Genomic DNA, 26028 nt, shown 5'->3' with positions numbered 1-26028 from the left:
GGCGGTTGACGGCGGCTCGGCGGCAGGCGGCCGCGGCGGGTACGGGGGGTGCCCACGCCCGGCCGGGCGGGAAAGGGAGGAGCCCGACGATCAGGCGGGCTTGGCGGTCTCGACGACGAAGGGGGTGCCCTGCTGGCAGGTGGTCATCAGGTCGGGCTGGGGATGGCCGGTGACGGTCACCCGGGCACCGGCCTTCAACACGTCGCGCGGGCCCCCGACCAGCAGATTGCCGTCCAGCAGCAGGCAGCCCGGCTCCACCCCGGCCTGCACCGTGCCGGTGAGTGTGGCGGCGCCGGGAGACGTCGGCGCCGGGCCGGTGGGGGCGGTCGGGTCACTCGGCGTGACGCTCGGGTCGGGGCTGGGCGTGCTGGTCACCGGGCCTCCCGTCGGGCCGGGGCTGGCGGGTTCGACGACCGGGTCGGCGCAGGCGCTGAGCGCCACGCAGGCGACCAGGGTGACGAACACCCTCCGAGGAGTCTTCATGAGCGGTTGGACGCGCCGGGCCATCGATCCGTTCCAGTGCGTCAGCCGCGGCCGGCCGCGGCGGCCTTCATGTCCCGCTTGAGCTCCTGCGGCAGCGAGAAGGTGAGCCGCTCGTTGGCGGTGGTGACCTCCTCGACGTCGGTGAAGCCCCGCTCGGCCAGGTGCGCGAGCACCTCCTGGACCAGTTCGTCCGGCACGCTGGCGCCGGAGGTGACGCCGACCGTACGGGCGTCGGCCAGCCAGGCGTCGTCGATCTCGTGGGCGAAGTCGACCAGGTGCCCGGCGCGGGCGCCGGCGTCCAGCGCCACCTCGACCAGGCGTACCGAGTTGGACGAGTTGCGCGAGCCGACCACGATCACCACGTCGCAGTCCGGGGCGATCTCCTTCACCACGTGCTGACGGTTGGAGGTGGCGTAGCAGATGTCGTCGCTGGGCGGCGACTGCAGCAGCGGCAGCCGCTGCTTGAGCCGGGCGACGGTCTGCAGCGTCTCGTCGACCGAGAGGGTGGTCTGGGAGAGCCAGACGACCTTGGCCGGGTCGCGCACGGTGACCTTGTCGACGCCGTCCGGGCCGTCGACGAGCTGGATGTGCGCGGGGGCCTCCCCGGCGGTGCCGATGACCTCCTCGTGCCCCTCGTGCCCGATCAGCAGGATGTCGTAGTCCTCGGCGGCGAACCGCCGGGCTTCCTGGTGCACCTTGGTGACCAGCGGGCAGGTCGCGTCGATCGCCTTCAGCGAGCGCGCCTTCGCCTGCTCGTAGACCTCGGGTGCGACGCCGTGCGCGGAGAAGATCACGGTGGTGCCCTCCGGCACCTCCTCGTTCTCCTCCACGAAGATCGCGCCCTTGGCCTCCAGGGTCTGGACCACGTGCTTGTTGTGCACGATCTGCTTGCGGACGTAGATCGGGGCGCCGTAGAGCTTCAACGCCTCCTCGACGGTCTGCACCGCCCGGTCCACGCCGGCGCAGTAGCCGCGGGGCTTGGCCAGGAGCACGCGCTTGCCGGTCCGGTGAGTCGTCTCAACCTCAGTCACCCGACCATCGTACGTGCCCGGAATCTCCAGGGCAGCGGCTGGCAGAACGGGCAGACCTACCTCCCCACCCCCGCCTGAACCCGTTGATCATGAGGTTGGCGCCGGCGCGGTGGATTGACACCGCCGCCAACCTCATGATCAACACGGGTCCGTCGGGAGTGGGCCGTAGGGTGGGCGGGTGAGCACGGGCGAGGTGGGGCGCAGCGGGGCGGAGCCGGGGCGGAGCACGTCGGAGGAGCCGTGGCCGGTCCGAGTGGTCAGCCAGAAGATCGGCGCCTGGATCGCCCGGCTGGGCTGGGTCTGGGTGGACGGGCAGGTGGCCCAGATCAGCCGCCGGCCCGGCGCCACCACGGTCTTCCTCACCCTGCGTGACCCCTCGGCCGACCTCAGCCTGACCGTCACCACCAACCGCGACGTGCTCGACGCGGGCGCGCCGGAGCTACGCGAGGGCGCCCGGGTGGTGCTGCACGCCAAGCCCGAGTTCTACGCCGCCCGGGGCACGCTTAGCCTGCGCGCGGACGAGATCCGCCAGGTCGGGCTCGGCGAGCTGCTGGCCCGGCTGGAGAAGCTCAAGAAGCTGCTCGCCGCGGAGGGGCTCTTCGACCGTGCCCGCAAGCGCCGCCCGCCGTTCCTGCCCGCGCGCATCGGTCTGATCACCGGTCGCGCGTCGGCCGCCGAGCGGGACGTGCTGACCAACGCCCGGCGGCGCTGGCCGGCGGTGGAGTTCCGCACGGTCAACGTCGCGGTGCAGGGGCCGAGCGCGGTGCCGCAGATCGTCGACGCGCTGCGGGTGCTCGACGCCGACCCGACCATCGACGTGATCATCATCGCCCGGGGTGGCGGCAGCATCGAGGACCTGCTGCCCTTCTCCGACGAGGCGCTCTGCCGGGCGGTCTTCGCCTGCCGCACGCCCGTGGTCAGCGCGATCGGCCACGAGACGGACGCCCCGCTGCTGGACTACGTGGCCGACGTCCGCGCGTCGACGCCGACCGACGCGGCGAAACGGATCGTGCCCGACCTCACCGAGGAGGTACGCCTCATCGGCCAGGCCCGGTCCCGGCTGGAACGGGCGGTCCGCAACCTGGTCGATCGGGAGCAGCACCGGCTCGACCTGCTGCGCTCCCGGCCGGTCCTGGCCCGCCCGCAGGTGATGGTCGACCAGCGGGCCGCCGACGTCGCCGCGCTGCGCGACCGGGCGGGCCGCTGCCTGGGCCACCGGCTCGGTGCCGCCGCCGACGACCTGCGGCACACCCTGGCCCGGCTGCGCGCCCTCTCTCCCGCGGCGACCCTCGACCGGGGTTACGCGATCGTCCAGCGTGCCGACGGCCAGGTGGTCCGCGCCGCCACGGAGGTGGCCAAGGGCGACCCGCTGCGGGTACGCCTCGCCGAGGGCGAGCTGACCGCAACGGTCGACGGCTGACAACCTGCACGAGGAATGGGTGCGATGACTGACGGGAAGAAGGACGAGCAGCTCAGCTACGAGCAGGCCCGCGCCGAGCTGGCCTCCGTGGTCGAGCGGCTGGAGGCTGGCGGCACCTCGCTGGAGGAGTCGTTGGCGCTCTGGGAACGCGGCGAGCAGCTCGCCGAGGTCTGCCAACGCTGGCTGGACGGCGCGCGGGCCCGCATCGACGCCGCCCGCCAGCGCGCCGAGGAATAGTCCGAGCACGCGGGCGGGGCGGCCCCTCGGCCGCCCCGCCGCACACGTCGCGTTCAGTTGAACAGGTTGTAGAACTCCGGCGGCGCCTCGACGACCTGGTCGGCCGGGGGCTTCTGCGCGGCGGTGGCGTTGCCGTAGTCGGTGTAGGTGATTCTGATCTCCTGGGCGGCGTTCTGGCCGGCGGCCGGCACCTGCAGCACCAGCTCGCTGAGCCGGCCCTGCGGGTCGACCTTGGCGGTGAACGGCACCGCCTGCGCCTGCGCCCCGAGCGCGGTGATCAGCGCCGGGTCGAGCGAGCCGGCCTCAGCGGCCCTGGACACGTCGAGGGTGCCCGCGTACGTGCCGTCGCCGGTCTCGCGGACCTCGGTGATGCCCTGCGTGAGCACGGCGCTGCCGGCCGGGTCGAGCGTGTCGAAGTCGAAGCCCAGCGCCCGGTTGCCCTTGATCCGGGTCTGGTCGAGGTGCTGGTACCTGCCGAGGTTGAGCTGCCGCACCCCGGGGACGCTGTCGGCGGCCTTGCCGCCCAGCTCCAGCTTCACCCAGCTGTCCGGCTTGTAGTGGATCAGTTCCAGCTTCATCATCACGTCCGACGACGCGTCACCGATCGCCATCCGCATCTCCGCGCTCTGGCTGGGCTCGTGCACCTGCCCCTCCGCGGTCGAGCCCGCGCCGGACATGGTGAACCGGAAGTTCCCGTCGCGAATCGCGTTCGTGGAGTTGAGCAGGGCCTGCTTGGCGTCCCCGGTGCCGGGCGTACCGCTCGGCGCGATGCTGCCGGAGGCGGTCGGGGAGGCGGAGACTCCTGTCGTGCCGGTCCCGTTGTCGTTGCAGGCGGTCAGGCCGGGGATGAGCAGCGCCGCGGCGAAGGCCGCCGCGCTGAAGCGTTGGATCTTCATGTCAACCACTCCAGGTGGGTCGTCCGGCCCACGGAGGTGCCGGAGGCGGGCGCCCCAGCCCTCACCCGGCTGCGGCGCACGAGCCCCGGGCGGCAAGGAAGCGGCCCGGGCGGGCTCGTGCCCTCCTCTGTTCCCTGAAGCGGCGTTCGGCAATCCCTGTCCGGTCGGCGGGCGGCCTCCCGCGCCGCGGACGCCGGTCGGGGACGGTCGATTCCGTCCCCGACCGGCCCTCGGGTCAGTCCTTGAACATCTCGTAGACCTGGTCGGACGCCTCGACGACCTGACCGGCCGGCGGCGCCTGGACGGCGGCGGCGGAGCCGTAGTCGGCGTACGTGACGGTCACGGTCTGCGCCTCCGTGCTGCCGGTGGCCGGCACCTGGAGGGCGAGCTCGGTGAGCCGGCCCTGCGCGTCGACCTTCGCGGTGAACGGCACAGCGCTGGCCTTGTCGGCGAGGGCCTTGATCGTCTCGGCGTCGAGCAGGTCGGAGTCGCCCGCCTTGGTGGCGTCGATCGTGCCCTCGTACGTGCCCTCACCGGTCTGCTTGACGTCGGTGATCGCGTTGAACAGCTTCTCGGCGCCCGCCGGGTCGACGTCGGCGAAGTCGAAGTTCAGCTGCTTGGCGTCCTGGACCTTGCTCCGGTCCAGGTGCTGGTACTTGCCCTTCTTCGCCTTGAAACCCGGGACGGCGTCGGCCATCGCCCCAGCGAGCTCCAGCTTGACCCAGCTGTCGTTGTCGACGAAGACCAGGTGCGCGGTCATCGACAGCTCCGGGTCGGAGGTCTCCAGCTTGATCTCGGCGCTCTTGGACGGCAGGTGCACGGTCCCACCGCCGTTGATCTCGCCGTCCTTGATCGTGAAGGTGAAGTTCCCCTTCTGGAACTCCTTCGTGGAGGCGACCAGCGCCTCCTTCGGGTCCGCCGGCTTCTGCGGGGCGGCGGACGTGCTGTCGGCGGTCGGCGAGTCGGCCTCGGTGCTGCAGGCGGCCAGACCGGGGACGAACAGGGCGGCGGCGAGGCCGGCGCTCCACCGTCGAATGTTCACGTTGCTCTCTTTCAGGCTGCTGTCCGGCCAACACGTCACGTGTGCCGGTTTGTCGGGCCGGGGCAGCCTAGCGGACCGGTCCGACTGCCCCCGGGCCTCGGACAACGAACCGGCTCAGCGCAGCGCGACGGCGAGTTCGCGCAGCTCGTCCTCCCGGGCGTCACCGATCACGATCACCGTACGGTCCGGCTCCAGCAGGACGAGGGCCTGCTCGTTGCTCCGGGCGGTGTACCGCTGCCAGGTCCCGCCGGGCAGGTCGGCGGGGCCCTGCGGCTGGCCGCCGCTCAGCTCGGTCGGCAGCAGCTTGTCGGCGGGCACGTTGCTCTCCACGAGCTGCGCTCCCCGCCCCTCCGGGGTCAGGTAGCCGATCCGCAGCGTCATCCCGCCCTGCTCGGCCCGGTAGCGGGCGCTGACCGTCCGCCAGTCCGAGCCCAGGCCTTCGGGCCGGCTGACCGGGAAGGCGCCCTCCGCCCGGGCCTGCTCGACGGCGGGCGCCGGGTCGACGGTGGTCGGCTGCTCCCCACCGAGGAACCCCCGGTAGAACGCGACCAGCAGCGCGATCGGCACCAGCAGCACCAGCAGCGAGAGCGCCATGTCCCTCGGCGACCGGTCGGAGCGGCTCCGGCCGGCGGACGGGGCGGCCTGGTCGGCGGAGACGGCCGGGGCGCTGTCCGGGTCGACCGGTTCCACCAGGGCCGCTTCGCCGGCCCGCGAGGCCGGGCCGGCGGCCGGCCGGACCGGGGGCTGGCCGCCGGAAGGGGTGGCGTCGGTCGGTACACGGTCGGCGGGCGAGGTGGCTTCCACCTGCCCATTGTCGCAGCCGTCCGGGTGACCTGCTCGTGGCCTCCTCCGCCCCGCCCCGGCACGGAACCTGTCTCCGTGTGAGGATCAGCGACGAAGCCGGCGGCGGCGACGACCGCACCGCGCCGGCCCACCCCGCAACGTCGCGAGGAGGAAGCCGTCATGACAACCACCAGGACGCGGACGCCCCAGAACCTCGACCGCAACCTCGCCCTCGACCTGGTCCGGGTCACCGAGGCCGCGGCGATGGCCGCCGGGCGCTGGGTCGGCCGGGGCGACAAGGAAGGCGGCGACGGGGCAGCCGTCGACGCGATGCGCAAGCTGATCAACTCGATCCCGATGCGCGGTGTCGTGGTGATCGGCGAGGGCGAGAAGGACAACGCCCCGATGCTCTTCAACGGCGAGGAGGTCGGTGACGGGACCGGTCCCGAGGTGGACGTGGCGGTCGATCCGATCGACGGCACCACGCTGATGAGCAAGGGCATGCCGAACGCCCTCGCGGTGCTCGCGGTGGCCGAGCGCGGCGCGATGTTCGACCCGAGCGCCGTCTTCTACATGGAGAAGCTCGCCGTCGGCCCGATGTACGCCGACGTGGTCGACATCAACGCCGGGGTGGCCGAGAACATCCGCCGCATCGCCCGGGTCAAGGGGACCGACGTCGCCGAGGTGACGGTCTGCGTGCTGGACCGGCCCCGGCACGACGACCTGGTCAGCCAGATCCGGCGGACCGGGGCGGGCATCCGGTTCATCTCCGACGGCGACATCGCCGGCGCCATCGCGGCTGCCCGCGGCGAGTCGGACGTCGACGTGCTGATGGGCATCGGCGGCACGCCGGAGGGCATCACGGCCGCCTGCGCCCTCAAGTGCATGGGCGGCATGATGCAGGCCAAGCTCTGGCCGAAGGACGCGCAGGAGCGGGAGAAGGCGATCGCCGCCGGGCACGACCTGGACCGGGTGCTGCTCACCGACGACCTGGTCACCGGGGACAACTGCTTCTTCGTGGCCACCGGGGTCACCTCGGGTGACCTGCTGCGCGGGGTGCGCTACCGGGCCGGCGGGGCGTACACCCAGTCGATCGTGATGCGTTCCAAGAGCGGCACGATCCGGGTGATCGACTCGTACCACCGGCTGGAGAAGCTCGCCCTCTACTCGGCGGTCGACTTCGACGGACGGCCCCTGGCCGAGCAGGAGTGACCGCGACCGCGACGGCGACACCCCCGGCGTTGCCGACCCGGCGGCGGGTCGCCGGTGTCGGGCTGGCCACCGCCTCCGGGGTCGCGGTGGCCGTGCAGTCCCGGATCAACGGCGAGCTCGGCGTACGACTGGCCGACGGGATCGCCGCCGCGGTGGTCTCGTTCGGCCTCGGCCTGCTGGTGCTGCTGGTGCTGATCCCCGCCACCCCGGCCGGCCGGCGGGGACTGGTCGCCCTGCGGGCGGCGCTGCGGGAGGGCTCGCTGCGGCCGTGGCACTGCCTCGGCGGGGTGTGCGGCGCCCTCCTGGTCGCCACCCAGGGGCTGACCATCGGCACGCTGGGCGTGGCCGTGTTCACCGTCGCGGTGGTGGCCGGGCAGACCGGCAGCAGCCTGCTGGTGGACCGCGCCGGCGTCGGCCCGACCGGGCGGCAGCCGGTCACCCCGCCCCGGCTGGTCGGCGCGGTGCTCACCGTGCTGGCGGTGCTGCTGTCCGTGAGTGACCGGCTCGGCGACCCGGGTGCGCTGGCGCTGGCCGTGCTGCCGTTGCTGGCCGGGATGGGCATCGCCTGGCAGCAGGCGGTGAACGGCCGGGTGCGAGGTGCCACCGGCAGTGCCCTGACCGCCACCGGGGTCAACTTCACCGTGGGCACGGTGGCGCTGCTGGCCGCCCTCGCGGTGGAGATGGCGGTCCGGGGCCGCCCCACCGGCGGCTTCCCGGACGAGCCGTGGCTCTACCTCGGCGGCCCGATCGGCATCGTCTTCATCGCGCTGGCCGCCGCGATCGTCCGCTTCACCGGGGTGCTGCTGCTCGGCCTGGCCACCATCGCCGGGCAGATCGTCGGGGCTGTCCTGCTGGACACGGTGCTGCCGACCGCCGCCTCGCATCCCGGGCCGGCCACCCTGCTCGGCGGGGCGTTGACCCTCATCGCGGTCCTCGTCGCCGCGCTCGGCCCGGCCTCACGACGGTAAGGAAGGGCCCCTTCTTAACGCCGGCGGTAGAGCAGGGGCCCCTGCTTAACACGCTGACCTCGCGAGCAGGCCGGCCACCGTCTCCGCCATCGCTTGTTCCAGCGAGGTCGGCTCGATCCCCAGGGTGGTGGTGGCGGCCGAGGAGTCCATCAGAAACGGCCGGTCGAACTGGTAGGCGGTCTCCCGCAGCTCGCGGGCCATCGGGTTGGCGAGGCCGCCGAGCCAGAGCACCGGGTAGGGCATCCGGGTCAGCTTCGGCGCCGGCGCGCCGGCCAGGGCCGCCGCGCGGCCGGCCAGGTCCCGCATCGGTACGGCCGGCCCGCTGGGCACGTGCCAGGCCCGTCCCCAGGCACGCTCGTCGGCCGCGACGGCGACCAGGGTACGGGCGACGTCCGGGATGTACGTCCAGGTGTGCGGGGCGTCCCAGTCGACCGGCAGGAAGACCCGCCGCCCCGCGAGCACCCGGGGCAGCGTCATCATCGCCAGCGAGGTGCCCCCGACGCCGAAGTAGTCGGAGCCGCGTACCTCGGTCGTCCGGATCCGGCCGGCCCGGTGCGCGGCGAGGGCCTCGGCCCACATCCGGTTGCGTACCCGCCCCTTGGCGCCGGTCGCGGCCGGCGGGGTGGCCTCGGTCATCGGGCCGTCGACCGGCCCGTACCCGTAGAGGTTGCCGACCGTCGCGAGCACCGCGCCGGTCCGCTCGGCGGCGGTGCGCAGCGCGGCGGCCAGCGGCGGCCAGTCGACCGGCCAACGGTGGTACGCCGGGTTGGCGCAGTTGTACAGCGCGACCGCACCCTCGGTCAGCGCGGTCAGCCGGGCGGCGTCGGCCGCGTCCGCCGCGACCCGCTCGACGGCGGGGTGCTCCGGTCCGGTGCCGCGGCGGGTCACCACCCGCACCCGGTCGCCGCGCTCGGCGAGGAGGCGGGCGGTGGCGGTGCCGACGGGTCCGGCGCCGACGATCACGTGCAGGGCCATGGGCCATCCTTCGAAGCGGGGTTCTGTTTCGAGAGCACCGCTCTCGCAAGCTCAGCATGAGCCCCGCACCACCCATTGTCAAGAGCAGTGCTCTCGATTTGAATCGGCGCACTCTCTCGTGGCAGAGTGGGGGGCATGGTCGCACCCCCGCTCCGCGCCCGGGTCCGCGCCGGAATGATCGACGAGATCAAGGCGGTGGCCCGCCGCCACCTGGCCACCGACGGCGCGAACCTCTCGCTGCGCGCGGTCGCCCGGGACATGGGCATGGTCTCCTCCGCGATCTACCGCTACTTCCCCAGCCGCGACGACCTGCTCACCGCGCTGATCCTGGAGGCGTACGACGCGCTCGGCGACGCGGTGGAGGCGGCCGACGCCGCGTTCGACCGCGGCGACCTGCGCGGGCGCTGGCACGCGGCGTGCCGGGCCGCCCGGGCCTGGGCGCTGGCCCACCCCGCCGAGTACGCGCTGCTCTACGGCAGCCCCGTCCCCGGTTACGCGGCGCCGGAGGACACCGTCGCACCGGCGGCGCGGCCACCGCTGACCCTGGTCGGCATCCTGCGCGACGGGCTCGCCGCCGGCCGGCTCAGCCCACCCGAGGACGCTCTGCCCGAGCCGCTGCGGGCGGACATGGCCGAGCTCGGCGTCCTGCTCTCGGTCGACCTGCCGCCGGCCCTGCTGGCTCGGGGCATGGCCGGCTGGACCCAGCTCTTCGGGCTGATCAGCTTCGAGCTGTTCGGGCGGCTGAACGGGGTCCTCCCGCACCGCGACGAATACTTCGACCACCAGACCGCGCTGATGGCCGATCTGGTCGGCCTGCCCTGACCTCGGCTCAGCGGGCCGGTTCGTCCGGCACCGCAGGCCGCACCGCAGGCCGCACCGTGGGCGCCGGATCGGGTGCCGGGGCGGGCGGCTCGACCACCCACGGCGGCGGATACGGCGGCCCCTCGGGCGGTTCGACCGGCCCGGCCAGGCGGGCCGCCCGCCCGCCGAGCACCAGCCCCGGCACCGTGGCCAGCGCGGCGAGCGTCAGCGCGGTCGAGGCGTACGCCGGACGACCGTAGAGCCACCCGATCAGCGGCAGCCCGGCGAGCACCAGCGTGAGCGCCGAAGCCAGCAGCACCTCAAAGGTCCACCGGCCCGGCGCCCGCCACACCCAGTTCGGGATCAGGGCGAGCAGCGACGCGCCGAGCAGCAGGACGACACAGCCGAGGGCCGCCACCGGCACGACAAGATCGTGGCTCGCCCAGACCACGGCCAGCAGCTGCGCGGCGACGAACACGACCACACCGAGCACGAACGGCAGCCAGCCACCGCGCCCGACCGCGCGGCCGGCCCGCACCCCGGACACGACGAGCACCAGTACGGCCAGGGCGGCTGCCAGCAGCACCGCCCGGAGCGGGTCGGAGTGGCGCTCGGCGGGCGTACTCGCACCGAGCGGCGGTGGGCTGTCGTCGGCGCGGTAGGCGCCGGTGAAGCCGATTCGCCGCCAGTCGCCGTCGGGTCCGCGCACGGCGAACCCGTCCCGGCCGTTCGCGACCAGCACCACGTGCCGCCCACCGCCGACGTCCAGGACGGTGAGCTCCTGGCTGGCGATCCGCTCCCCGTGCGGTCCGGCCTCCTGGTACAGCCGACTGAGGATCGCCCGTTGCTCCTCGGTGACCTCCCAGGCCAGCCGCCAGGTCCGGCCGGCGTCGTCGCTCTCCTCCACCCGGATCCGCCCGGCCACCAGGCGGTAGCAGCGCTGCGGCAGCGCGGCCGAGCAGTCCTCCCGGGTCGGCGCGGCGGACGGCGCCTCCCCGGAGGACCGCCCCGTCAGGGCCTCGTCCTCGGCGGGGGTGGGATCACGCCACGTCGTACCGCCGTCGTCACTCACCCGCCAGGTCAGGGCGAAGAAGGAGGCGCCCGCGCCCCGGCTTTCCCCGATACCGGCGGCCAGCCGGCCGTCGACCACCGTCGCCCGGAGCGCGTCGTGGTACCACACCGCACTGGTGGCCGCCACGGCCAGCGTCGCTGCCGGCAGCAGCACCAGCAGCCGGACGAGGCGGGCCGCCCGCCGCCCCACCGGATCGCGTCGGGCCCGACGCCAGCTCCAGCCGGCCAGGGCCAGCGCCGGCAGGGCCAGCAGGTCGGTACGGTCGGCCCGGACCAGCGACGGTCCGCTGGCCGCGCTCCACGCGGCCGACGCGGCTGCCGCGGCGTACCCGCTGGTCTTGACCACGGTGAAGCCGACCCCGACCAGACCCAGCCCGAGCCCGGCGGCGGCCCGGGCCGGCAGCCGGGGCACGGCCAGCGCGGCAAGCGCCGCTACCAGCGGCGGGGCGAGCACCAGGCCGGCGACGTCGCTGAGCTTGCCGGTGAGCCAGCCCGGCTGGGCGGCCTTGAGCACGTGGTCGTTGAGCACCAGGACGACCAGCGCGAGCACCGTCACCGGCTGGCCCAGCCAGGCCAGCGCGACCCGGGCGGCATCCGAGCCCGTGGGCGACCGTTCCATCCGTCCACTGTGGCGGCGGCCGGTCTCGATCAGGCCACGCTCCGGCGGGGATCGGGCCTCAACTGCCGTCGGAGGAGTGCCCGGGGAAGAGGTGGGCGGCCGGGTCGATGGCCACGGCCGCGTTGTTCACCGCCGTGGCCGCCTCGCCGAAGCCGGTCGCGATCAGCCGGACCTTGCCCGGATATTCGGTGATGTCCCCGGCGGCGAAGACCCGGGGCAGGTTGGTGGCCATCCTGCTGTCCACCACGATGTGCCGCCGGTCCAGGGTCAGCCCCCACTCGGCGAGCGGCCCGAGGTCGGCGGTGAAGCCGAGCGCCGCCACCACCGCGCTCGCCGGCACCTTCTCCACCGCGCCACCGCGTACGGTGAGCTCGGCGCCGGTGATCTGGTCGTCGCCGTACAGCCGGGTCACCTCGGCGTTGACCACCAGCCGGACGGGCAGCGACCGCACCCGGGCGACGGTCGAGGCGTGGGCGCGGAACCTGTCCCGCCGGTGCACCAGGGTCACCGACCGGGCGATCGGCTGCAGCGTCACCGCCCAGTCGAAGGCCGAGTCGCCGCCGCCCACGATGAGCACGTCCCGGCCGGCCAGCTCGGTCGGCTGCGGTACGAAGTAGACGATCCCGGTGCCGAGGAAGCCGTCCGCCACCGGCAGCGGCCGGGGCGTGAAGCTGCCCAGCCCGCCGGTCACCACCACCGCCCCGCAGTGCAACTGCTCGCCTCCGGCCAGGCCCAGCAGCGGCCGCCCGTCGAGGTGGGCGAGCTTCTCCGCCCGGGTGCCGAGCAGGTACTCGGGGTGGAACGGGGCGGCCTGCGCGACCAGGTTCGCCACCAGCTCCCGCCCCTTGATCGCGGGAAAGCCGGCGACGTCGAGGATGAGCTTCTCCGGGTACATGGCGGCCACCTGGCCGCCCGGCTCGGGCAGCGCGTCGACCACCGCCACGGAGAGCCCTCGGAACCCGGCGTAGTACGCGGCGAAGAGCCCGGCGGGACCGGCCCCGATCACGGCGACATCGACCTCACGCATGGCGTACCGTCACTTTCGCCCACTGATCTACGCGTGCTGATGCCGACGGTAGGCGGGCCGAGGCCCTCGGGCAAGCACGTCCCGCGGACGCGCCGACGCCCGGTCAGCCCAGGTTGACGGTCGGTGACCCGGGCCGTTCGGGTGCCGACTGCTCCGTCCGGCGGCGGAACAGGATCGCGGCCACCACCCCGCCGAGCAGCCCGAACAGGTGCCCCTGCCAGGAGATGCGCTCGTCGGTCGGCAGGATGCCGAGCAGTTGCCAGCCGTAGAGGAGGCCGACCAGCAGCACCACGCCGAAGTTCCACCAGCTCCGCTCGACGACGCCCCGGGTGAGCAGGATGCCGAGGTAGCCGAAGATGACCCCGCTCGCGCCGACCACGACCGAGTTGGGCGAGCCGGTGAACCACACCCCGAGCCCGCTGACCAGGATGATCACCATCGTCGACCAGAGGAAGCGGCGGAGGCCGGCGGCCAGGACGAAGGTGCCGAGCAGGATCAGCGGGACGCTGTTGCTGTAGAGGTGGTTGAAGTCGGCGTGCAGGAAGGGCGAGAAGAAGACTCCGTCGAGCCCCTGGATCCGGTGCGGGATGATGCCGGCGGCGACGTCCAGGCCGAGACGCAGGCCGACGTCGAGCGCCTCGACGAGGAACAGCATCGGCACCACCGCGCACATCGCGACGAAGGCCCGGCCCAGTGAGGCGTAGAACGCCTCGGTGCCGAACCGATGAGGATCGCCGCCCGTCGGGCCACCACGCCAGGTCATCTGTCAACAGCTATCAGCAAACGGCGTCGCCCGCCACTCGTCTCCCGCACCATGCCGTCACAGACGATGACGGGGTGTGTGGATCCCCACACACCCCGCCGTCGTCCGCGTCCGATCAGTACCAGCCCTTGTTCTGCGAGTGCTGCCAGGCGCCGCAGGGGTTGTCGTACCGGCCCTCGATGTAGCCGAGGCCCCACTTGATCTGGGTGGCCGGGTTGGTCTTCCAGTCGTCCGCGACCGAGGCCATCTTGCTGCCGGGCAGGGCCTGCGGGATCCCGTACGCCCCGGACCCGGAGTTGTAGGCCTTGTGGTTCCAGCCACTCTCCTTGGTCCAGAGCCGGTCCAGACACGGGAACTGGTCGATGCCGAAGCCCTCGCCGAGCATGATCGCGCAGCCGATCTTCCGGTTGCCGCTGTACTCCTCACAGGAGCTCGGGATCGGGCCGTCGTACGGCTTGGCCGCCTTCGCCGCGGCCTCGGCCGCCAACCGCTCCTTCTTCCGGGTCGCGGCCGCCGCCTCGGCCTCGCGGGCCCGCTCGGCGGCATCCTTGGCCGCCGCCGCGGCGCGCAGCTTCGCCTGGTACTCGGCAGCCCGCTGCCGGGCCGAGTCCACCCGGTGGCTGGCCTGCCGGTCCCGCTGGTACGCGTACTCCGCCCGGTCGACCTGCAGGCCGACCTGCGCGGTCAGGCCCTGTTGCTGAGTCTCTCGGTCTTCGCCCAGATAGAAGCCGCCGGCAACGCCCACGGAGAGCAGCGCGACAGCGGCCGTACGGGCGCCGAACCGGCTCCACAGCCGACTCACGAAGTGGTCCCTTCGTCGGGGGCAAGGACACGACGCGACGTGTGGCCGTGGTGGGCCGCGCCGGCGCCGTGAGCACCCCCGACCGTCGTGGTCGCAGCCGGCGCACCGGGGCCCGTGGCTCTCGCCGCCGTGGCGAATGGCGCTCGACGGTCTTCCCGGTGCGTGCGACGGCTCCAGCGACGGCTTCAGGTCGCGGCGCGGCGTCAGACGCGCCGAGCTGAGGTCGTCGTAGCTGCGCGGCGTCAGCCGCGCCGAACTGGAGTTGTCGGAGACGCTCGATGGACACGATTGCGCACAGTGAGGCGGATGGGAAACCACGGACGTAAATTGTGATCTGCGTCACAGATCAAAGATCCTTCAAAAGGGGCAAAGATGGCACCTTTTCGGAGTCAGAGCGGGGTGTCCTCCAAAAGATCCGTGACCATGGCGGCGATCGGAGAACGCTCCGAACGGCTGAGGGTGACGTGCGCGAAGAGGGGATGGCCCTTCAACGCCTCGATCACCGCGGTCACGCCGTCGTGCCGCCCCACCCGCAGGTTGTCCCGCTGGGCCACGTCGTGGGTGAGCACCACCCGCGACCCCTGACCGATCCGGGACAGCACGGTGAGCAGGACGCCCCGCTCCAGCGACTGCGCCTCGTCGACGATGACGAAGGCGTCGTGCAGGCTCCGGCCGCGGATGTGGGTCAGCGGCAGGACCTCCAGCAGGCCGCGAGAGGTGACCTCCTCCAGTACGTTCTCGTGCACCACCGCGCCGAGCGTGTCGAAGACCGCCTGGGCCCACGGCGACATCTTCTCCGACTCCGAGCCGGGCAGGTACCCGAGCTCCTGGCCGCCGACCGCGTACAGCGGGCGGAAGACGATCACCTTCTTGTGCCGGCGGCGCTCCATCACCGCCTCCAGGCCGGCGCAGAGCGCCAGCGCGGACTTGCCGGTGCCGGCCCGGCCGCCCAGCGAGACGATCCCGATCGACTCGTCCAGCAGCAGGTCCAGCGCGATCCGTTGCTCCGCCGAGCGGCCGTGCACGCCGAACGCCTCCCGGTCGCCGCGGACCAGCCGTACGGTCTTGTCGGGCAGCACCCGGCCGAGCGCCGATCCACGCGTCGAGTGCAGCACCAGCCCGGTGTGGCACGGCAGGCCGGCGGCGGCGTCGAGGTCCAGCTTCTCCCCCGCGTACAGCCGGCCGATCTCCTCCTCGGCCAACTCCAGCTCGGCCATGCCGGTCCAGGTCGGGTCGCTGGCCTGGCCGTGGCGGTACTCGTCGGCCCGCAGGCCGACCGACGCCGCCTTCACCCGCAGCGGCATGTCCTTGCTGACCAGGGTGACCTCCCGCCCGTCTGCGGCGAGGTTGAGCGCCACGGAGAGGATCCGGGCGTCGTTCGAGTCGGTGCGGAAGCCGGGCGGGAGAACCCCGTCGTCGGTGTGGTTCAGCTCCACCCGCAGGGTGCCGCCCTGGTCGTTGGCGGGCACCGGCCGGTCCAGCCGGCCGTGCTTCACCCGCAGCTCGTCCAGGATGCGCAGCGACTGGCGGGCGAACCAGCCCAGCTCGGGGTGGTGCCGCTTCCCCTCCAGCTCGGAGATGACCACCAGGGGCAGCACCACCTCGTGCTCGGCGAAGCGGTGGAACGCCGCGGGATCGGAGAGGAGGACCGAGGTGTCCAGGACGTAGGCCGGGCCGGCTGGTCGGGGCTCCTCGGTGCCGGCGGACGCGGCCGAAGCGGCGCGGCGGCTGCGGGTGGTCCGGCGGGTCGTGGCAGTCGCGGCCGGGGTCTGGTCGGCACCGGCTCGGGTAGGGCGAGTCGTCACAGGCCTGCTCCGCGGGTGGGCACCCAGCCACCCGTGTTCCGCCTCGTCCGGTGCCCGGTGGACACGGGGTCGGATGCGGGCCCCGTGCGCGAGGTCGCAGGTCCGGGCTTTCCGGCTGGCTCGGGAAAACCCCGCGCCATGCCTAGACGCTAGTGCGCCGAAGGCCCCTCGGCTAGTGGTGCACATGGATCTCACCCGACCGGGAGATGAACGGCGCGGCGAGACCGGCCGGGATGCATGCCCCCTGCGCGCATCCCGGCCGGCGGAGCCACGTCACCGGTCTGACGTGGCTCCGACGGTGCGCGTCCGCCGCGGACGGCACACCGTGTCCTGGTGGGCCTCAGCCCTGTCGCCGGACCAGGGTCCCGGTCTGCTGCCCGCCCGCGGCGGTGGCGCTGAACGAGGACCCGGTGTAGGTGGTGCCCTGCCGGGCGGCGAGCCCGCCGAGCTGTGCGGTCGCGGTGGCCCGCGACGCCGGCCCGGTGGCCGGGCGGGCGGTGACGGCGGGAGGCGCGGCCGTGCCGGCGAACGGGACCACGGCGCGCGTCACCGGGGTGGTGACCGGGGCGGGGCCGGCCAGCGCGGAGGCGATCACGGCCTGCGCGTCCCGTCGCCGCCGGTTCCAGGCGCCCCGGTCGCCGTCGAAGTACCCCTGCCGGTAGCCGAACCGGTAACCGATCCGGTAGCTCAACTGGCCGTGCAACCGGCCCGCGGCGTAGCAGGTGGAGCTGAGCACCAGCACGAGCAGGACGGCGAGGAAGGGACTCATCCGATCACCCCCGTCGGCGCCGGCGGCGTCGCCACGGCCCGCCGGGTCATCGCTCCTCCGGCTCGACCAGCGGGTCGACGACCAGCAGCCGGTCCAGGTCGGCGGTGCTGACCTCCTCGACCAGCTCGACGCTGATCCGGCAGCCGTCCAGGATCACCTCGGCGACCGAGGAGCGCCGGATCTCGCCGCCGACGTCGTAGACCCGTACGCTCAGCTCGGGGCAGCCGAGGTGGGTGCGCCAGGCGTCCCACTCGGCCCGGTCGCCGACGCTGAGCGAGAGATACCGGCAGCCCCGGGCCAGGTAGAGGCGCCACGGGGCGCTCAGCCCGGTGGCCACCCCGTCCGCGATCAGGCCGAAGGCCTGGGCGCGGGTCGCGAGCTCGGTCACGAGACCCCCTCGGCACCCGCGGAGTGACGCATGTGAGCACTTGTCGTCTCATGCACGTGACACACCGTAAGTTGTCTCATGGGCGTGACAGTATCAGCTTTTCGTCTGTTTACCGCCGACCTCGCGTCCCCCTATCCTGCCCGAGTGACACCCCTCAGGAGCAGCACTGGATCGTTTATCGGAGGACATGTAAAGCAGTCACGTCAGCGTGACAGCGAAGCGGCCGGGCGCACTGGTCCGGCCGGTCTCTCGTACGGTCACGGAGTGACCGAGACCGCCAACGCACGGAAGATCGCCTTCGCCACCTTCGTCCGTCGCGCCCTGGCCGACGCGCGCGCCACGCGGGCCTGGAGCGGCACCGAGGTCTCCCGGCGCACCGGCGTCTCCCGCCAGACCATCAACCGGTGGGTACGCGGCGACTGGGCCAGCGACCCGGAGGCGGAGCGGGTGGTCGCCTTCTGCGAGGGCCTGGACCTCAACCCGGCGGCAGCCTTCACCGCCCTGGGCTGGGACCGCGCCACCAACCCGCGCACCGCCCCCACCCCACCGCCGATGGACCCGGACGTCGAGGCGCTGCTGCGCCGACTGGTGGACCCGAACGTCTCGGACGCGGAGAAGTTCCACATCCGGGAAACCATCAGATATCTCGCGTATCGGCCCACTCTTTCGCCCGATGTCCGAAATAGCAGTAAAGAGGCCGGCTAGTTCCTCAGATGGCGAAAGAACCGAGGAGAAGACCCAATCGTTTCGCTCCGGGGCCGGAACGGGCACGCTAGCGTCCCTATTCGTACTGCTTGGGCTCGTCGTCGGCGGGGGGACGGGACAAGGCCGAACCCAGCCCTGCGGGACAGAAGGAGGGGTCTGTCCATGACCCTGAAATGGTGGGCAGTCGTGGTCGCGGTGGTGTCGGTGACCTCGTGCGTGACCGGCAACCTGGTGGTCGGCGTGCTGAACGGCGGGGAGCTTCCCCTGGTCGTCAACCTCTTCGCACTGACCACGGCCGGCACCGCGGTGGTCCTGGCCGTCACCGCCGAGTTGCACGACCGGCTCAACGACCGGGTCAGCGCGCTGACCGAGTTCCTGGTGGCCCGGCTCAACGAGATCGAGGCGCACAGCGGCGACCGCAACGCCGGCTTCGTGGAGGGTTACCTGCTCAGCCACGGCCCGGAGGCCGCCGTGGTGCCGTTCGGACGCCGGGGTCGGGGAGCCGCCGAACGCTGACCCGACGCGTCGTCCGCACGACAGATCTCGGCCACGATTACGCCCTCGTGCCCGGGGTACGCTGACGCGCGTGCCGCCGTTGAATCCGGGCAACCAGCAGCCGCAGACCCCGTTGGACGCTGAGCACGCGTGGCGTGCGACCGGGGCCCGCGCGGCCGAGGTGGTGCTCTTCTTCGACTTCGACGGCACCCTCGCACCGGTCGGCGACGATCCCACCGCCGTCCGGCCCGCTCCGCAGGTGCTCGCCGCGCTGGAGGCGATCGCCCCGCGCGTACGCCGGATCGCCATCGTCTCCGCACGCCCGGTGGAATTCCTCCGCGACCACCTCGGCGGCCTCGCCGGCATCGACCTGTACGGGCTCTACGGCCTGGAGCACAGCCACTCCGGCGGCGAGACCGTCACCGAACCGGCCGCCCTGCCCTGGGCACCCACCATGTCCGAGCTGGCCGAGCAGGCCCGCGCCGAGCTGCCGCCCGGCGCGCTGGTGGAGTTCAAGCGGCTCTCCGTCGCTCTGCACTGGCGGACCGCCCCGCAGCTCGGCGACCTGGTCCAGGAGTGGGGCCGGGCCCGGGCGGAGCGGCTGGGGCTGCGCTGCCAGGCGGGGCGGATGGTGCTGGAGCTGAAGCCCCCGGTCGACCGGGACAAGGGCATGGTCATCGGCGAGGTGGTGCGGGACGCCGGCGGCGCCTGGTACTTCGGCGACGACGTCTCCGACATCAAGGCCTTCGCCGCCGTACGCGCCCGGGGGGCCGCCGACCCGGACTTCGTCGGCGTCTGCGTCGCCGTCGCCAACCCGGAGACCGGTCACGAGGTCGCGGACGCCGCCGACCTCACCCTGGACTCCCCCGCCGCCCTGGCCGACTTCCTCACCGCCGCCCTCCCCCACCTCCCGTAACCCCCACCCCTCCCCCTCCCGTCCCCTCCCCTCTGCCGCGATCTTGCACTTACTGACGGGGCAGAAGGGGACAAAAGACGCGCAACTGCGACCGAGAGTGCAAGATCGGCGAGTGCGGGGGGTGGGGAGGGAGGGGGGCAGGGAGGGGGGGTTAGGTGCCGAAGCGGCGTTGGCGGGTGGCGTAGGAGCGGAGGGCGCGGAGGAAGTCGATGCGGCGGAAATCGGGCCAGTTGAGCTCGCAGAAGTAGAACTCCGAGTGGGCGGACTGCCAGAGCATGAAGCCGGACATGCGCTGCTCGCCGCTGGTCCGGATGATCAGATCCGGGTCCGGGAGGCCCTTGGTGTAGAGGTGCTCGGAGATCAGGTCCACGTCGATCGAGTTGGCCAACTCTTCGAGAGTGCCGCCCTTGACCGCGTGCTCGAGCAGCAGCGAACGGACCGCATCGGCTATCTCGCGCCGGCCACCGTAGCCGACGGCGATGTTGACCTGGGCGCCGCCGCTGCGATCCTGGGTGCGCTCCTCGGCCGCCTTGAGCGCCGCGGCGTGTTGCGCGGGCAGCACGTCGAGGGCACCGACCATGCGCAGCCGCCAGGGGTTGCCCTCCTCGGCCAACTCCGTCGTGAGATCTTCGATGATCTGGAGCAGCGGATCCAGCTCGGCCGCCGGCCGGGAGAGATTGTCGGTGGAGAGCAACCAGAGCGTCACGTGCCCGACGCCGGCCGCGTCACACCAGCGCAGCAGGTCCTTGATTCGCTCGGCGCCCATCCGGTGGCCGTCGTTGGGATCGACGAAGCCCATGTCCCGGGCCCATCTGCGGTTGCCGTCACACATCACGCCGACGTGCCGGGGCACCGGCCGGCCCGCGAGTTTCGCCGTCAGCCGGCGCTCGTACACGGAGTAGAGGAGTTTCCGCAGAGTCATCACCTTGCAGGGTAGCGACCCACGTTGAAGATCAGTGTCGCGGTGGCTCATCCCGCTGCGTGAGACCGATGCCGATCATGCCGAGGGTACGGATGTCGAGGCGCCCGTCGCCGAGTCCCAGCTCCGCCACGGTGCGGTAGACCCGGTCGTCCCGGCGGGCCGCCCGGACCGCCGCGTCCACCAGCCAGCGGCGGCGGCCCAGCCACGCGGCGACCGAGCTGTGCCGCAGGTGCGTGCCGAGCCGCCAGCGGAGGGTGTCGGCGTACCGGCGGGCCGCCTGGGCCGGAGCACCGGCCGCCGCCGCACCGGCCAGCGCGCCGGAGCGCAGGGCGTAGAAGATGCCCTCGCCGGTGAACGGATTGATGAGCGAGAGCGCGTCACCGGCCAGTACCACCCGCCCCCGCCCCGGCGTCGGCCGGTGCGTGGACAGCGGCAGGTGGTGGGCGCGCAGGTCGGTCACGGCGGCCGGGTCGGTGCCGGGCAGCAGGGCGGCCAGCCGGTCCAGCAGGTACGCCCGGCTCAGCGGCTCACCGCGCAGCACCTCGCCGTACCCGACGTTCGCCCGGCCGTCACCGATCGGGAAGGACCACGCGTACGCCGGCCAGCGCGACGACGAGGTGACGATCAGCTGCTCGGGCGGGCCGGGCAGGGCCGGGGCGTAGCCGCGAATGGCGAGCGCCAGGTGCCGATCCGGGTTCACCGGATGGCCGAGCACCCGGCGGAGCACCGAGCCGGCGCCGTCCGCCCCCACCACAGCCCGAGCGGGCAGCTCCCCGTCCAGCACCACCCGGTCGGCGCGCAGCTCCACCCGGCGTACGGTGTGCCGCCGCAGCTCCGCGCCGGCCGCCACCGCCGCCGCCACCAGCCGGGCGTCGAACACCCGCCGCGGCACCGTGTACGCGGGCCGGGGCAGCGCCCGCGCCACCGTGCCACCGGCCGGGGCGACCAGCCGCAGCGCCGGCAGCGGGGCGTACCCGTCGACCGCGCCGGTGACGCCCAGCTCGGCGAGGACGTCCAGCGCATGCGCGGCGATGCCGTCCCCGCAGGCCTTGTCGCGGGGGAAGGCGTGTCGGTCCAGCAGCAGCACCCGGGCCCCGCCGCGCCGGGCGGCCAGCGCCGCGGCCGCCCCCGCCGGCCCGGCCCCCACAACGATCACATCCCACTCGTCCCCCATGTCCCCATCCTGCCCCCAGCCCTCTGCCGCCGAACCGCTCATCGGCGTCGATCAAGGAGTTCGCGTCGCGGTCTCGGCCGGATTCCGACACGAACTCCTCGATCAACGGGTTGGGGTGGCGACGGCGCGGGCGCGGTGGAGGGAGTGGAGGGTGAGGAGGGCGGCGGCCAGGAGCGGGGTGCCGTCCCGGACGAGGCCGTCCAGGCCGAGCAGCCACCAGCACAGCGGCAGATCGACGGCGAGGACGCCGAGGGTGACGGCGACGAGCAGCCGGCCCGCCCAGGCCCGGTTGCGCAGCAGGAACACGGTGCAGAACAGGACCAGGTAGCTGACCGTGACGCCGGCCAGGAACCAGGCCAGCACCGCCGGCGCGGCGCTCAGCCGACCATCCAGGACGGACCCGGTGGCGACCAGGGCCGGGACCAGCATCAGCGGGCTGTAGGTGAACGCGGCGGCCCGGGCGGTGAGCAGCCATCCGGTGACCGGCGGATGCTTCGGCGCGACCTCCTGCCAGGCGAGCCGGCCACCGGAGACGACCAGGCCGCGGCGGTGCCGGACCAGGTGCGCGCCGACCGCGTCCGAGCGGTAGAGCAGGGCCACCACGGCCACGCAGAGCGCGGTGAGCAGCCCGAACCCGAGCAGTCCGGGCAGCGGCGGCACCCCCGCCCGGGGTACGACCAGCCGCCCGACCGCGAAGACCGTGGTCACGGCGAGGATCAGCCCGAACGGCTTCGCCGCGGCCCGACCCCGCTCGACGTGCCCGATCAGCACCAGGAAGCCCAGCGAGCGCAGCATCGCCCAGCCGGTCCGTACGGCCAGCCCGAACTCCTGCTCCGGGGCGTACCACCAGTTGAGCAGCTCGACCACGACGGTGGCCGCCGCCGTGACGGCGAGCAGGACGGTCAGCGCCCGGACGGCGGACGGCCGCCGGACCTCGATGGGTTCGGCGGCCGTCCTCATGGCATCCGATGGTGCCCGGTGCGGGCAACCGGCACACCTACTTCTGCGGCTGCTCCGCGTCGAGCCGGGCGCGCAGCGCGTCCAGTTCGGCCCAGAGGACGCCGGGGAGCTTGTCCCCGAACTTCTCGAACCACTCGGTGACCAGCGGCAGCTCGCGGCGCCACTCCTCCGGGTCGACCTTGAGGGCGATCCGGACGTCCTCCGGGGTCATGTCCAGGCCCTCGACGTCCAGCGCGTCCTGGGCCGGGACCATGCCGATCGGGGTTTCGACGCCCTCGGCGCGGCCCTCGATCCGCTCGATGATCCACTTGAGCACCCGGGAGTTCTCGCCGAAGCCCGGCCAGAGGAAGTTGCCCTCGGGGTCCTTGCGGAACCAGTTGACGTAGTAGATCTTGGGCAGCTTGGACTCGTCGCCGTCGACGCCCTTGCCCATCTCGATCCAGTGCCGGAAGTAGTCACCGCCGTGGTAGCCGATGAACGGCAGCATGGCCATCGGGTCGCGACGCACCACGCCGACCGCGCCGGAGGCGGCGGCGGTGGTCTCCGAGGAGAGCGTGGCGCCCAGGTAGACCCCGTGCACCCAGTCGCGGGCCTCGGTGACCAGCGGGACGGTGTCCCGACGCCGACCGCCGAACAGGATCGCGTCGATCGGCACCCCGTTCGGGTCGTAGTAGTCCTCGGCCAGGATCGGGCACTGGGTGATCGGCGTGCAGAACCGGCTGTTCGCGTGCGAGGAGAGGCTGTCGCTCTCCGGCGTCCAGTCGTTGCCCTTCCAGTCGATCAGGTGGGCCGGCGGCTCGCCCATGCCCTCCCACCAGATGTCACCGTCGTCGGTGAGGGCCACGTTGGTGAAGATGGAGTTGCCGCGGTCCAGCGTCCGCATCGCGTTGGCGTTGGTCTTCCAGTCGGTGCCGGGCGCGACGCCGAAGAGGCCGTACTCGGGGTTGACGGCGTAGAGGCGACCGTCCGGGCCGAACCGCATCCAGGCGATGTCGTCGCCGATGGTCTCGACCTTCCAGCCCGGGATGGTCGGCTCCAGCATGGCGAGGTTGGTCTTGCCGCAGGCCGACGGGAACGCGCCGGCGATGTGGTAGACCCGGCCCTCCGGCGAGGTGATCTTGAGGATCAGCATGTGCTCGGCGAGCCAGCCCTCGTCGCGGCCCATCACGCTGGCGATGCGCAGCGAGTAGCACTTCTTGCCCAGCAGCGAGTTGCCGCCGTAGCCCGAGCCGTACGACCAGATCTCCCGGGTCTCCGGGAAGTGCGAGATGTACTTGGTCTCGTTGCACGGCCACGCCACGTCCTGCTGGCCCGGGGCGAGCGGCGCGCCGATCGAGTGCAGCGCGTGCACGAAGTCGGCGTCGTCCCCCATGGCCTCCAGGATCTTCGAGCCCATCCGGGTCATGATCCGCATCGAGGCGACCACGTACGGGCTGTCGGTGATCTCGACGCCGAACATGGGGTTCTTCGCCTCGACCGGGCCCATGCAGAACGGGATGACGTACATGGTCCGCCCGCGCATGCAACCGCGGTACAGCTCGGTCATCGTCCGCTTCATCTCGGCCGGCGCCATCCAGTTGTTGGTGGGGCCGGCGTCCGCCTCGTCGACGGAGCAGATGAAGGTGCGCTCCTCGACGCGGGCGACGTCCGAGGGGTCGGTCCGCGCGTAGAACGAGTTGGGCTTCTTCTCCGGATTCAGTCGGATCAGGGTGCCGCTCTCGACGAGCTCGTCGGTGAGGCGGCGCCACTCCTCATCGGACCCGTCCACCCAGACCACCCGGTCGGGGGTGGTCAGCTCAGCGACCTCACGTACCCAGGCGAGCAGTTTGGGGTGGGACGTCGGGGCCTGATCGATACCCCGAACAGTAGCCGGAGCAACCATGTCACATCTCCTTGTGGTCGACGCTGACCGATGTATGGGATGCACGAGTTCTGGCGCGCGAGTGCGTCGCCTCCGTGGACACCTGGGATTCGCCTCAGCGTAAACCGGGCTGCCCCGCGAGTCAGTGGGACTGGTTGTGAAGAACTGCACAAGGTACGGCCACGCTGCGGCATCGCGATCTGATACCCGCTTTCGCGCGCAGTTTCACGCAAATCCTGCGGAAAACCTTCGCCCGGCACGGGCGCGGAAGAGCGGCGCGGAGTGCGCGATGTGCGGAAGGGCACTCTGGTGTCGCCGACCCCGCTTCCGTGAACTCGTCCACAATTTCGCCACGGCCGGTTACTCTCAGTTCACCTACGTCAAAACCCGCCGGACGGCGCCGGATCGGGACGGCCGAGGCGCCAGGCTCACCGGCGCCGGGCGGGTCGCGCACCCGCGACCGGACGGCGAGCGGCAACGGCGATCGTCCTCGATCCGCTCCGGCGGGTGTCCGCAGCGCCGACCCGCTCGCGGTTGCTACCGCCCCCGCCCGCTCCAACCGGTACTCTCTCCCAGTGGCCGCGACGATGACCGGGGACCAACCGGGGGCTCCGCAGACCCGTCGGGGTCTGATCGGCGCCCTGCTGGATCGTTTCGGTCACCTCATCCGTGAGCTGAGCAAGTTCGCCACGGTGGGCGGGTTCGCGTTCCTCGTCGACTTCGCGCTCTTCAACTATCTCGCCAGCGTCCAGCACACGCCGCCCGTCGTGGCGAAGACCGTCTCCACCGTGGTCGCGGCCACCCTGGCCTTCCTCGGCAACCGGTTCTGGACCTGGCGGCACCGCCAGCGCTCGCACCCGGCCCGCGAGTACGCGCTGTTCTTCTTCTTCAACGGGGTGGGTTTGGGTATCGCCGTGGGCTGCCTCGCCGTCAGTCACTACGGGCTGGGCGCCATCTGGCCCCACGTGTTCCAGACCGCACTGGCCGACAACGTGGCCAGCTTCATCGTCGGCACCGGCCTCGGGACGCTGTTCCGATTCTGGTCGTACCGGCGGTTCGTTTTCGTGGAACCGGGAACCCCACCCGTTCCGGGAACGAGCCACGACCGAGAGTCCGGGGCGTGATCCAACGCCCAACCCGTCCCGCTGGGCCGAGCCGGCCCTGCCCGCTGCCCTAAGGTGTTTCGCATGCCTGGAGTACGTCTGCTGCCCGAGCGCTGGCAGAAGTTCATCCACGAGGCGCTCAAATTTGGCGTCGTCGGCGGCATCAACACCGTCATCAATTACGCGGTGTTCAATGCGCTGGCACTCACGGTTTTCCGAGACGGCCAGCTCAAGGCGACCGTGGTCGCGACCATCGTGGCGACCATCACGTCGTACTTGATGAATCGGCACTGGACGTACCGCGATCGACCGAAGGCGGCTCTTCGTCGGGAATACACCCTGTTCTTCCTGTTCAACGCCACCGGCCTGCTCATCGAACTGGGGGTCCTGGCCGGGGCGAAGTACGGCCTCGGCGTGACCAGCCTGTTGGCGCTGAACGTGGCGAAGACCGGCGGCGTCGTGCTGGCCACCGTCTTCCGCTTCTGGTCGTACCGGACCTTCGTCTTCCAGCCGCCACCACAGCATGCGCAGGAGACCTGGCACAGCATCCCGCGTGACGAATGGGACAGCATGGCGGAGATGGACCCGGTGGCGGAGTTCGCCGAATCGGTCAGCGAGCTGGAAGAGACCGAGCCCCGGCCCGGCGTACGGCCCGACTACGCCCCACAGCAGGGGCGGCCCGCCCGGGCGGAGGCTGGCCTGGGTCGTACCCTCGGCGTGGACCTGGACGCGGAGCTGGCCGCCGATCGGCGATCCGTGACGTTCCCGAACGACCCGTACCCGCAACGAAGATCGGTGAG

The 26028-nt window shown here is 72.5% G+C and carries 27 protein-coding genes; 10 read left to right on the top strand and 17 right to left on the bottom strand.

The window, feature by feature from the left end; translation table 11 throughout:
- Positions 1–90 precede the first annotated feature (90 nt).
- Both ABZ570_RS27455 and ABZ570_RS27450 read right to left on the bottom strand, forming a co-directional pair.
- Positions 91–483 (bottom strand): hypothetical protein, encoded by a 393-nt coding sequence (locus ABZ570_RS27455; protein ID WP_358069589.1) that lies wholly within the window; start codon positions 481–483, stop codon positions 91–93.
- Positions 484–524: 41 nt separating this feature from the next.
- Complete coding sequence (locus ABZ570_RS27450) at positions 525–1514, bottom strand: 4-hydroxy-3-methylbut-2-enyl diphosphate reductase (RefSeq protein ID WP_358069585.1); 990 nt, start codon at positions 1512–1514, stop codon at positions 525–527.
- Positions 1515–1767: 253 nt separating this feature from the next.
- Between ABZ570_RS27450 and xseA the strand changes: the two genes are divergently transcribed.
- On the top strand, positions 1768–2934 hold the full coding sequence (gene xseA, locus ABZ570_RS27445) for an exodeoxyribonuclease VII large subunit (RefSeq protein ID WP_358069598.1): 1167 nt from the start codon (positions 1768–1770) through the stop codon (positions 2932–2934).
- 24 nt (positions 2935–2958) lie between these two features.
- Positions 2959–3171 (top strand): exodeoxyribonuclease VII small subunit, encoded by a 213-nt coding sequence (locus ABZ570_RS27440; protein ID WP_358069582.1) that lies wholly within the window; start codon positions 2959–2961, stop codon positions 3169–3171.
- A gap of 53 nt (positions 3172–3224) precedes the next feature.
- On the opposite strand, the gene ABZ570_RS27435 is transcribed toward ABZ570_RS27440, so the two are convergent.
- The 3 genes from ABZ570_RS27435 to ABZ570_RS27425 form a co-directional block, all read right to left on the bottom strand.
- Positions 3225–4067 carry a hypothetical protein gene (locus ABZ570_RS27435; protein ID WP_358069579.1) on the bottom strand — a complete coding sequence of 281 codons (843 nt, stop codon included), beginning with the start codon at positions 4065–4067 and terminating at the stop codon, positions 3225–3227.
- A 235-nt stretch (positions 4068–4302) separates the two neighbouring features.
- Entirely contained in the window at positions 4303–5109 is an 807-nt protein-coding gene (locus ABZ570_RS27430; protein WP_358069576.1) for a hypothetical protein, read from the bottom strand.
- A gap of 114 nt (positions 5110–5223) precedes the next feature.
- Entirely contained in the window at positions 5224–5802 is a 579-nt protein-coding gene (locus tag ABZ570_RS27425; protein ID WP_358069595.1) for a DUF4245 domain-containing protein, read from the bottom strand.
- Between the two features lie 270 nt (positions 5803–6072).
- On the opposite strand from ABZ570_RS27425, the gene glpX reads away from it, so the two are divergent.
- The gene (gene glpX / locus ABZ570_RS27420) at positions 6073–7104 is read left to right on the top strand and encodes a class II fructose-bisphosphatase (protein WP_358069573.1); all 1032 of its coding nucleotides are present in this window, start codon (positions 6073–6075) and stop codon (positions 7102–7104) included.
- Positions 7101–8072: a DMT family transporter gene (locus ABZ570_RS27415; protein ID WP_358069570.1), complete on the top strand. Its 972-nt coding sequence runs from the start codon at positions 7101–7103 to the stop codon at positions 8070–8072. The genes glpX and ABZ570_RS27415 overlap by 4 nt, the downstream gene beginning before the upstream one ends.
- Before the next feature lie 45 nt (positions 8073–8117).
- On the opposite strand, the gene ABZ570_RS27410 is transcribed toward ABZ570_RS27415, so the two are convergent.
- Positions 8118–9047 carry an NAD-dependent epimerase/dehydratase family protein gene (locus ABZ570_RS27410; protein WP_358069567.1) on the bottom strand — a complete coding sequence of 310 codons (930 nt, stop codon included), beginning with the start codon at positions 9045–9047 and terminating at the stop codon, positions 8118–8120.
- Positions 9048–9182: 135 nt separating this feature from the next.
- Here ABZ570_RS27410 and ABZ570_RS27405 point away from each other — a divergent pair, with 135 nt between their 5' ends.
- Complete coding sequence (locus ABZ570_RS27405; protein ID WP_358069564.1) at positions 9183–9869, top strand: TetR/AcrR family transcriptional regulator; 687 nt, start codon at positions 9183–9185, stop codon at positions 9867–9869.
- A gap of 7 nt (positions 9870–9876) precedes the next feature.
- Here ABZ570_RS27405 and ABZ570_RS27400 read toward each other — a convergent pair whose 3' ends face one another.
- From ABZ570_RS27400 to ABZ570_RS27370, 7 genes are all read right to left on the bottom strand, one after another.
- Positions 9877–11538, bottom strand: coding sequence for a hypothetical protein (locus tag ABZ570_RS27400; protein WP_358069561.1), 1662 nt, complete (start codon positions 11536–11538; stop codon positions 9877–9879).
- 58 nt (positions 11539–11596) lie between these two features.
- Entirely contained in the window at positions 11597–12565 is a 969-nt protein-coding gene (locus ABZ570_RS27395) for an NAD(P)/FAD-dependent oxidoreductase (protein ID WP_358069558.1), read from the bottom strand.
- Positions 12566–12668: 103 nt separating this feature from the next.
- A complete protein-coding gene (locus ABZ570_RS27390; RefSeq protein WP_358069555.1) occupies positions 12669–13328 on the bottom strand; it encodes a rhomboid family intramembrane serine protease in 660 nt (219 codons plus the stop codon).
- A gap of 115 nt (positions 13329–13443) precedes the next feature.
- Entirely contained in the window at positions 13444–14130 is a 687-nt protein-coding gene (locus tag ABZ570_RS27385) for a lytic transglycosylase domain-containing protein (protein WP_358069552.1), read from the bottom strand.
- Between the two features lie 389 nt (positions 14131–14519).
- Complete coding sequence (locus tag ABZ570_RS27380) at positions 14520–15935, bottom strand: PhoH family protein (RefSeq protein ID WP_358069549.1); 1416 nt, start codon at positions 15933–15935, stop codon at positions 14520–14522.
- Between the two features lie 340 nt (positions 15936–16275).
- On the bottom strand, positions 16276–16704 hold the full coding sequence (locus ABZ570_RS27375; RefSeq protein ID WP_358069546.1) for a hypothetical protein: 429 nt from the start codon (positions 16702–16704) through the stop codon (positions 16276–16278).
- A gap of 46 nt (positions 16705–16750) precedes the next feature.
- Positions 16751–17092 carry a hypothetical protein gene (locus tag ABZ570_RS27370; protein ID WP_358069543.1) on the bottom strand — a complete coding sequence of 114 codons (342 nt, stop codon included), beginning with the start codon at positions 17090–17092 and terminating at the stop codon, positions 16751–16753.
- Positions 17093–17356: 264 nt separating this feature from the next.
- On the opposite strand from ABZ570_RS27370, the gene ABZ570_RS27365 reads away from it, so the two are divergent.
- From ABZ570_RS27365 to otsB, 3 genes are all read left to right on the top strand, one after another.
- Positions 17357–17797 carry an XRE family transcriptional regulator gene (locus ABZ570_RS27365; protein WP_358069540.1) on the top strand — a complete coding sequence of 147 codons (441 nt, stop codon included), beginning with the start codon at positions 17357–17359 and terminating at the stop codon, positions 17795–17797.
- Positions 17798–17959: 162 nt separating this feature from the next.
- Entirely contained in the window at positions 17960–18313 is a 354-nt protein-coding gene (locus ABZ570_RS27360) for a hypothetical protein (RefSeq protein ID WP_358069537.1), read from the top strand.
- A gap of 70 nt (positions 18314–18383) precedes the next feature.
- The gene (gene otsB, locus ABZ570_RS27355) at positions 18384–19208 is read left to right on the top strand and encodes a trehalose-phosphatase (protein ID WP_358069534.1); all 825 of its coding nucleotides are present in this window, start codon (positions 18384–18386) and stop codon (positions 19206–19208) included.
- A 151-nt stretch (positions 19209–19359) separates the two neighbouring features.
- Here the strand turns inward: otsB and ABZ570_RS27350 are convergent, their stop codons facing one another.
- The 4 genes from ABZ570_RS27350 to ABZ570_RS27335 form a co-directional block, all read right to left on the bottom strand.
- The gene (locus tag ABZ570_RS27350; protein WP_358069531.1) at positions 19360–20130 is read right to left on the bottom strand and encodes an isoprenyl transferase; all 771 of its coding nucleotides are present in this window, start codon (positions 20128–20130) and stop codon (positions 19360–19362) included.
- Between the two features lie 31 nt (positions 20131–20161).
- Entirely contained in the window at positions 20162–21304 is a 1143-nt protein-coding gene (locus ABZ570_RS27345; RefSeq protein ID WP_358069528.1) for a geranylgeranyl reductase family protein, read from the bottom strand.
- Between the two features lie 102 nt (positions 21305–21406).
- The gene (locus ABZ570_RS27340; RefSeq protein ID WP_358069525.1) at positions 21407–22264 is read right to left on the bottom strand and encodes a hypothetical protein; all 858 of its coding nucleotides are present in this window, start codon (positions 22262–22264) and stop codon (positions 21407–21409) included.
- A 37-nt stretch (positions 22265–22301) separates the two neighbouring features.
- Complete coding sequence (locus ABZ570_RS27335; RefSeq protein WP_358069522.1) at positions 22302–24146, bottom strand: phosphoenolpyruvate carboxykinase (GTP); 1845 nt, start codon at positions 24144–24146, stop codon at positions 22302–22304.
- Positions 24147–24712: 566 nt separating this feature from the next.
- On the opposite strand from ABZ570_RS27335, the gene ABZ570_RS27330 reads away from it, so the two are divergent.
- Together ABZ570_RS27330 and ABZ570_RS27325 are read left to right on the top strand one after the other, a co-directional pair.
- Positions 24713–25249, top strand: coding sequence for a GtrA family protein (locus tag ABZ570_RS27330; RefSeq protein ID WP_358069592.1), 537 nt, complete (start codon positions 24713–24715; stop codon positions 25247–25249).
- Positions 25250–25312: 63 nt separating this feature from the next.
- The coding region (locus ABZ570_RS27325) for a GtrA family protein (protein WP_358069519.1) at positions 25313–26028 on the top strand (716 nt) is incomplete at its 3' end.

Source organism: Micromonospora sp. NPDC007271, assembly GCF_040634005.1.
Lineage (GTDB): Bacteria > Actinomycetota > Actinomycetes > Mycobacteriales > Micromonosporaceae > Micromonospora.
The sequence above is the reverse complement of the archived record's forward strand: the minus strand, read 5'-3'. Positions and strand labels throughout refer to the sequence as shown.

What these genes read in the sequence shown, in the direction of transcription:
- ABZ570_RS27345 (WP_358069528.1), bottom strand. Translation starts at nt 21,304, where the DNA reads ATGGGGGACGAGTGGGATGTGATCGTTGTGGGGGCCGGGCCGGCGGGG.
- ABZ570_RS27390 (WP_358069555.1), bottom strand. Translation starts at nt 13,328, where the DNA reads ATGACCTGGCGTGGTGGCCCGACGGGCGGCGATCCTCATCGGTTCGGC.
- ABZ570_RS27350 (WP_358069531.1), bottom strand. Translation starts at nt 20,130, where the DNA reads ATGACTCTGCGGAAACTCCTCTACTCCGTGTACGAGCGCCGGCTGACG.
- ABZ570_RS27395 (WP_358069558.1), bottom strand. Translation starts at nt 12,565, where the DNA reads ATGCGTGAGGTCGATGTCGCCGTGATCGGGGCCGGTCCCGCCGGGCTC.
- ABZ570_RS27405 (WP_358069564.1), top strand. Translation starts at nt 9,183, where the DNA reads ATGGTCGCACCCCCGCTCCGCGCCCGGGTCCGCGCCGGAATGATCGAC.
- ABZ570_RS27330 (WP_358069592.1), top strand. Translation starts at nt 24,713, where the DNA reads ATGACCGGGGACCAACCGGGGGCTCCGCAGACCCGTCGGGGTCTGATC.
- ABZ570_RS27440 (WP_358069582.1), top strand. Translation starts at nt 2,959, where the DNA reads ATGACTGACGGGAAGAAGGACGAGCAGCTCAGCTACGAGCAGGCCCGC.
- ABZ570_RS27335 (WP_358069522.1), bottom strand. Translation starts at nt 24,146, where the DNA reads ATGGTTGCTCCGGCTACTGTTCGGGGTATCGATCAGGCCCCGACGTCC.
- glpX (WP_358069573.1), top strand. Translation starts at nt 6,073, where the DNA reads ATGACAACCACCAGGACGCGGACGCCCCAGAACCTCGACCGCAACCTC.
- ABZ570_RS27340 (WP_358069525.1), bottom strand. Translation starts at nt 22,264, where the DNA reads ATGAGGACGGCCGCCGAACCCATCGAGGTCCGGCGGCCGTCCGCCGTC.
- ABZ570_RS27410 (WP_358069567.1), bottom strand. Translation starts at nt 9,047, where the DNA reads ATGGCCCTGCACGTGATCGTCGGCGCCGGACCCGTCGGCACCGCCACC.
- ABZ570_RS27400 (WP_358069561.1), bottom strand. Translation starts at nt 11,538, where the DNA reads ATGGAACGGTCGCCCACGGGCTCGGATGCCGCCCGGGTCGCGCTGGCC.
- ABZ570_RS27435 (WP_358069579.1), bottom strand. Translation starts at nt 4,067, where the DNA reads ATGAAGATCCAACGCTTCAGCGCGGCGGCCTTCGCCGCGGCGCTGCTC.
- ABZ570_RS27360 (WP_358069537.1), top strand. Translation starts at nt 17,960, where the DNA reads ATGACCCTGAAATGGTGGGCAGTCGTGGTCGCGGTGGTGTCGGTGACC.
- ABZ570_RS27455 (WP_358069589.1), bottom strand. Translation starts at nt 483, where the DNA reads ATGAAGACTCCTCGGAGGGTGTTCGTCACCCTGGTCGCCTGCGTGGCG.
- ABZ570_RS27375 (WP_358069546.1), bottom strand. Translation starts at nt 16,704, where the DNA reads ATGAGTCCCTTCCTCGCCGTCCTGCTCGTGCTGGTGCTCAGCTCCACC.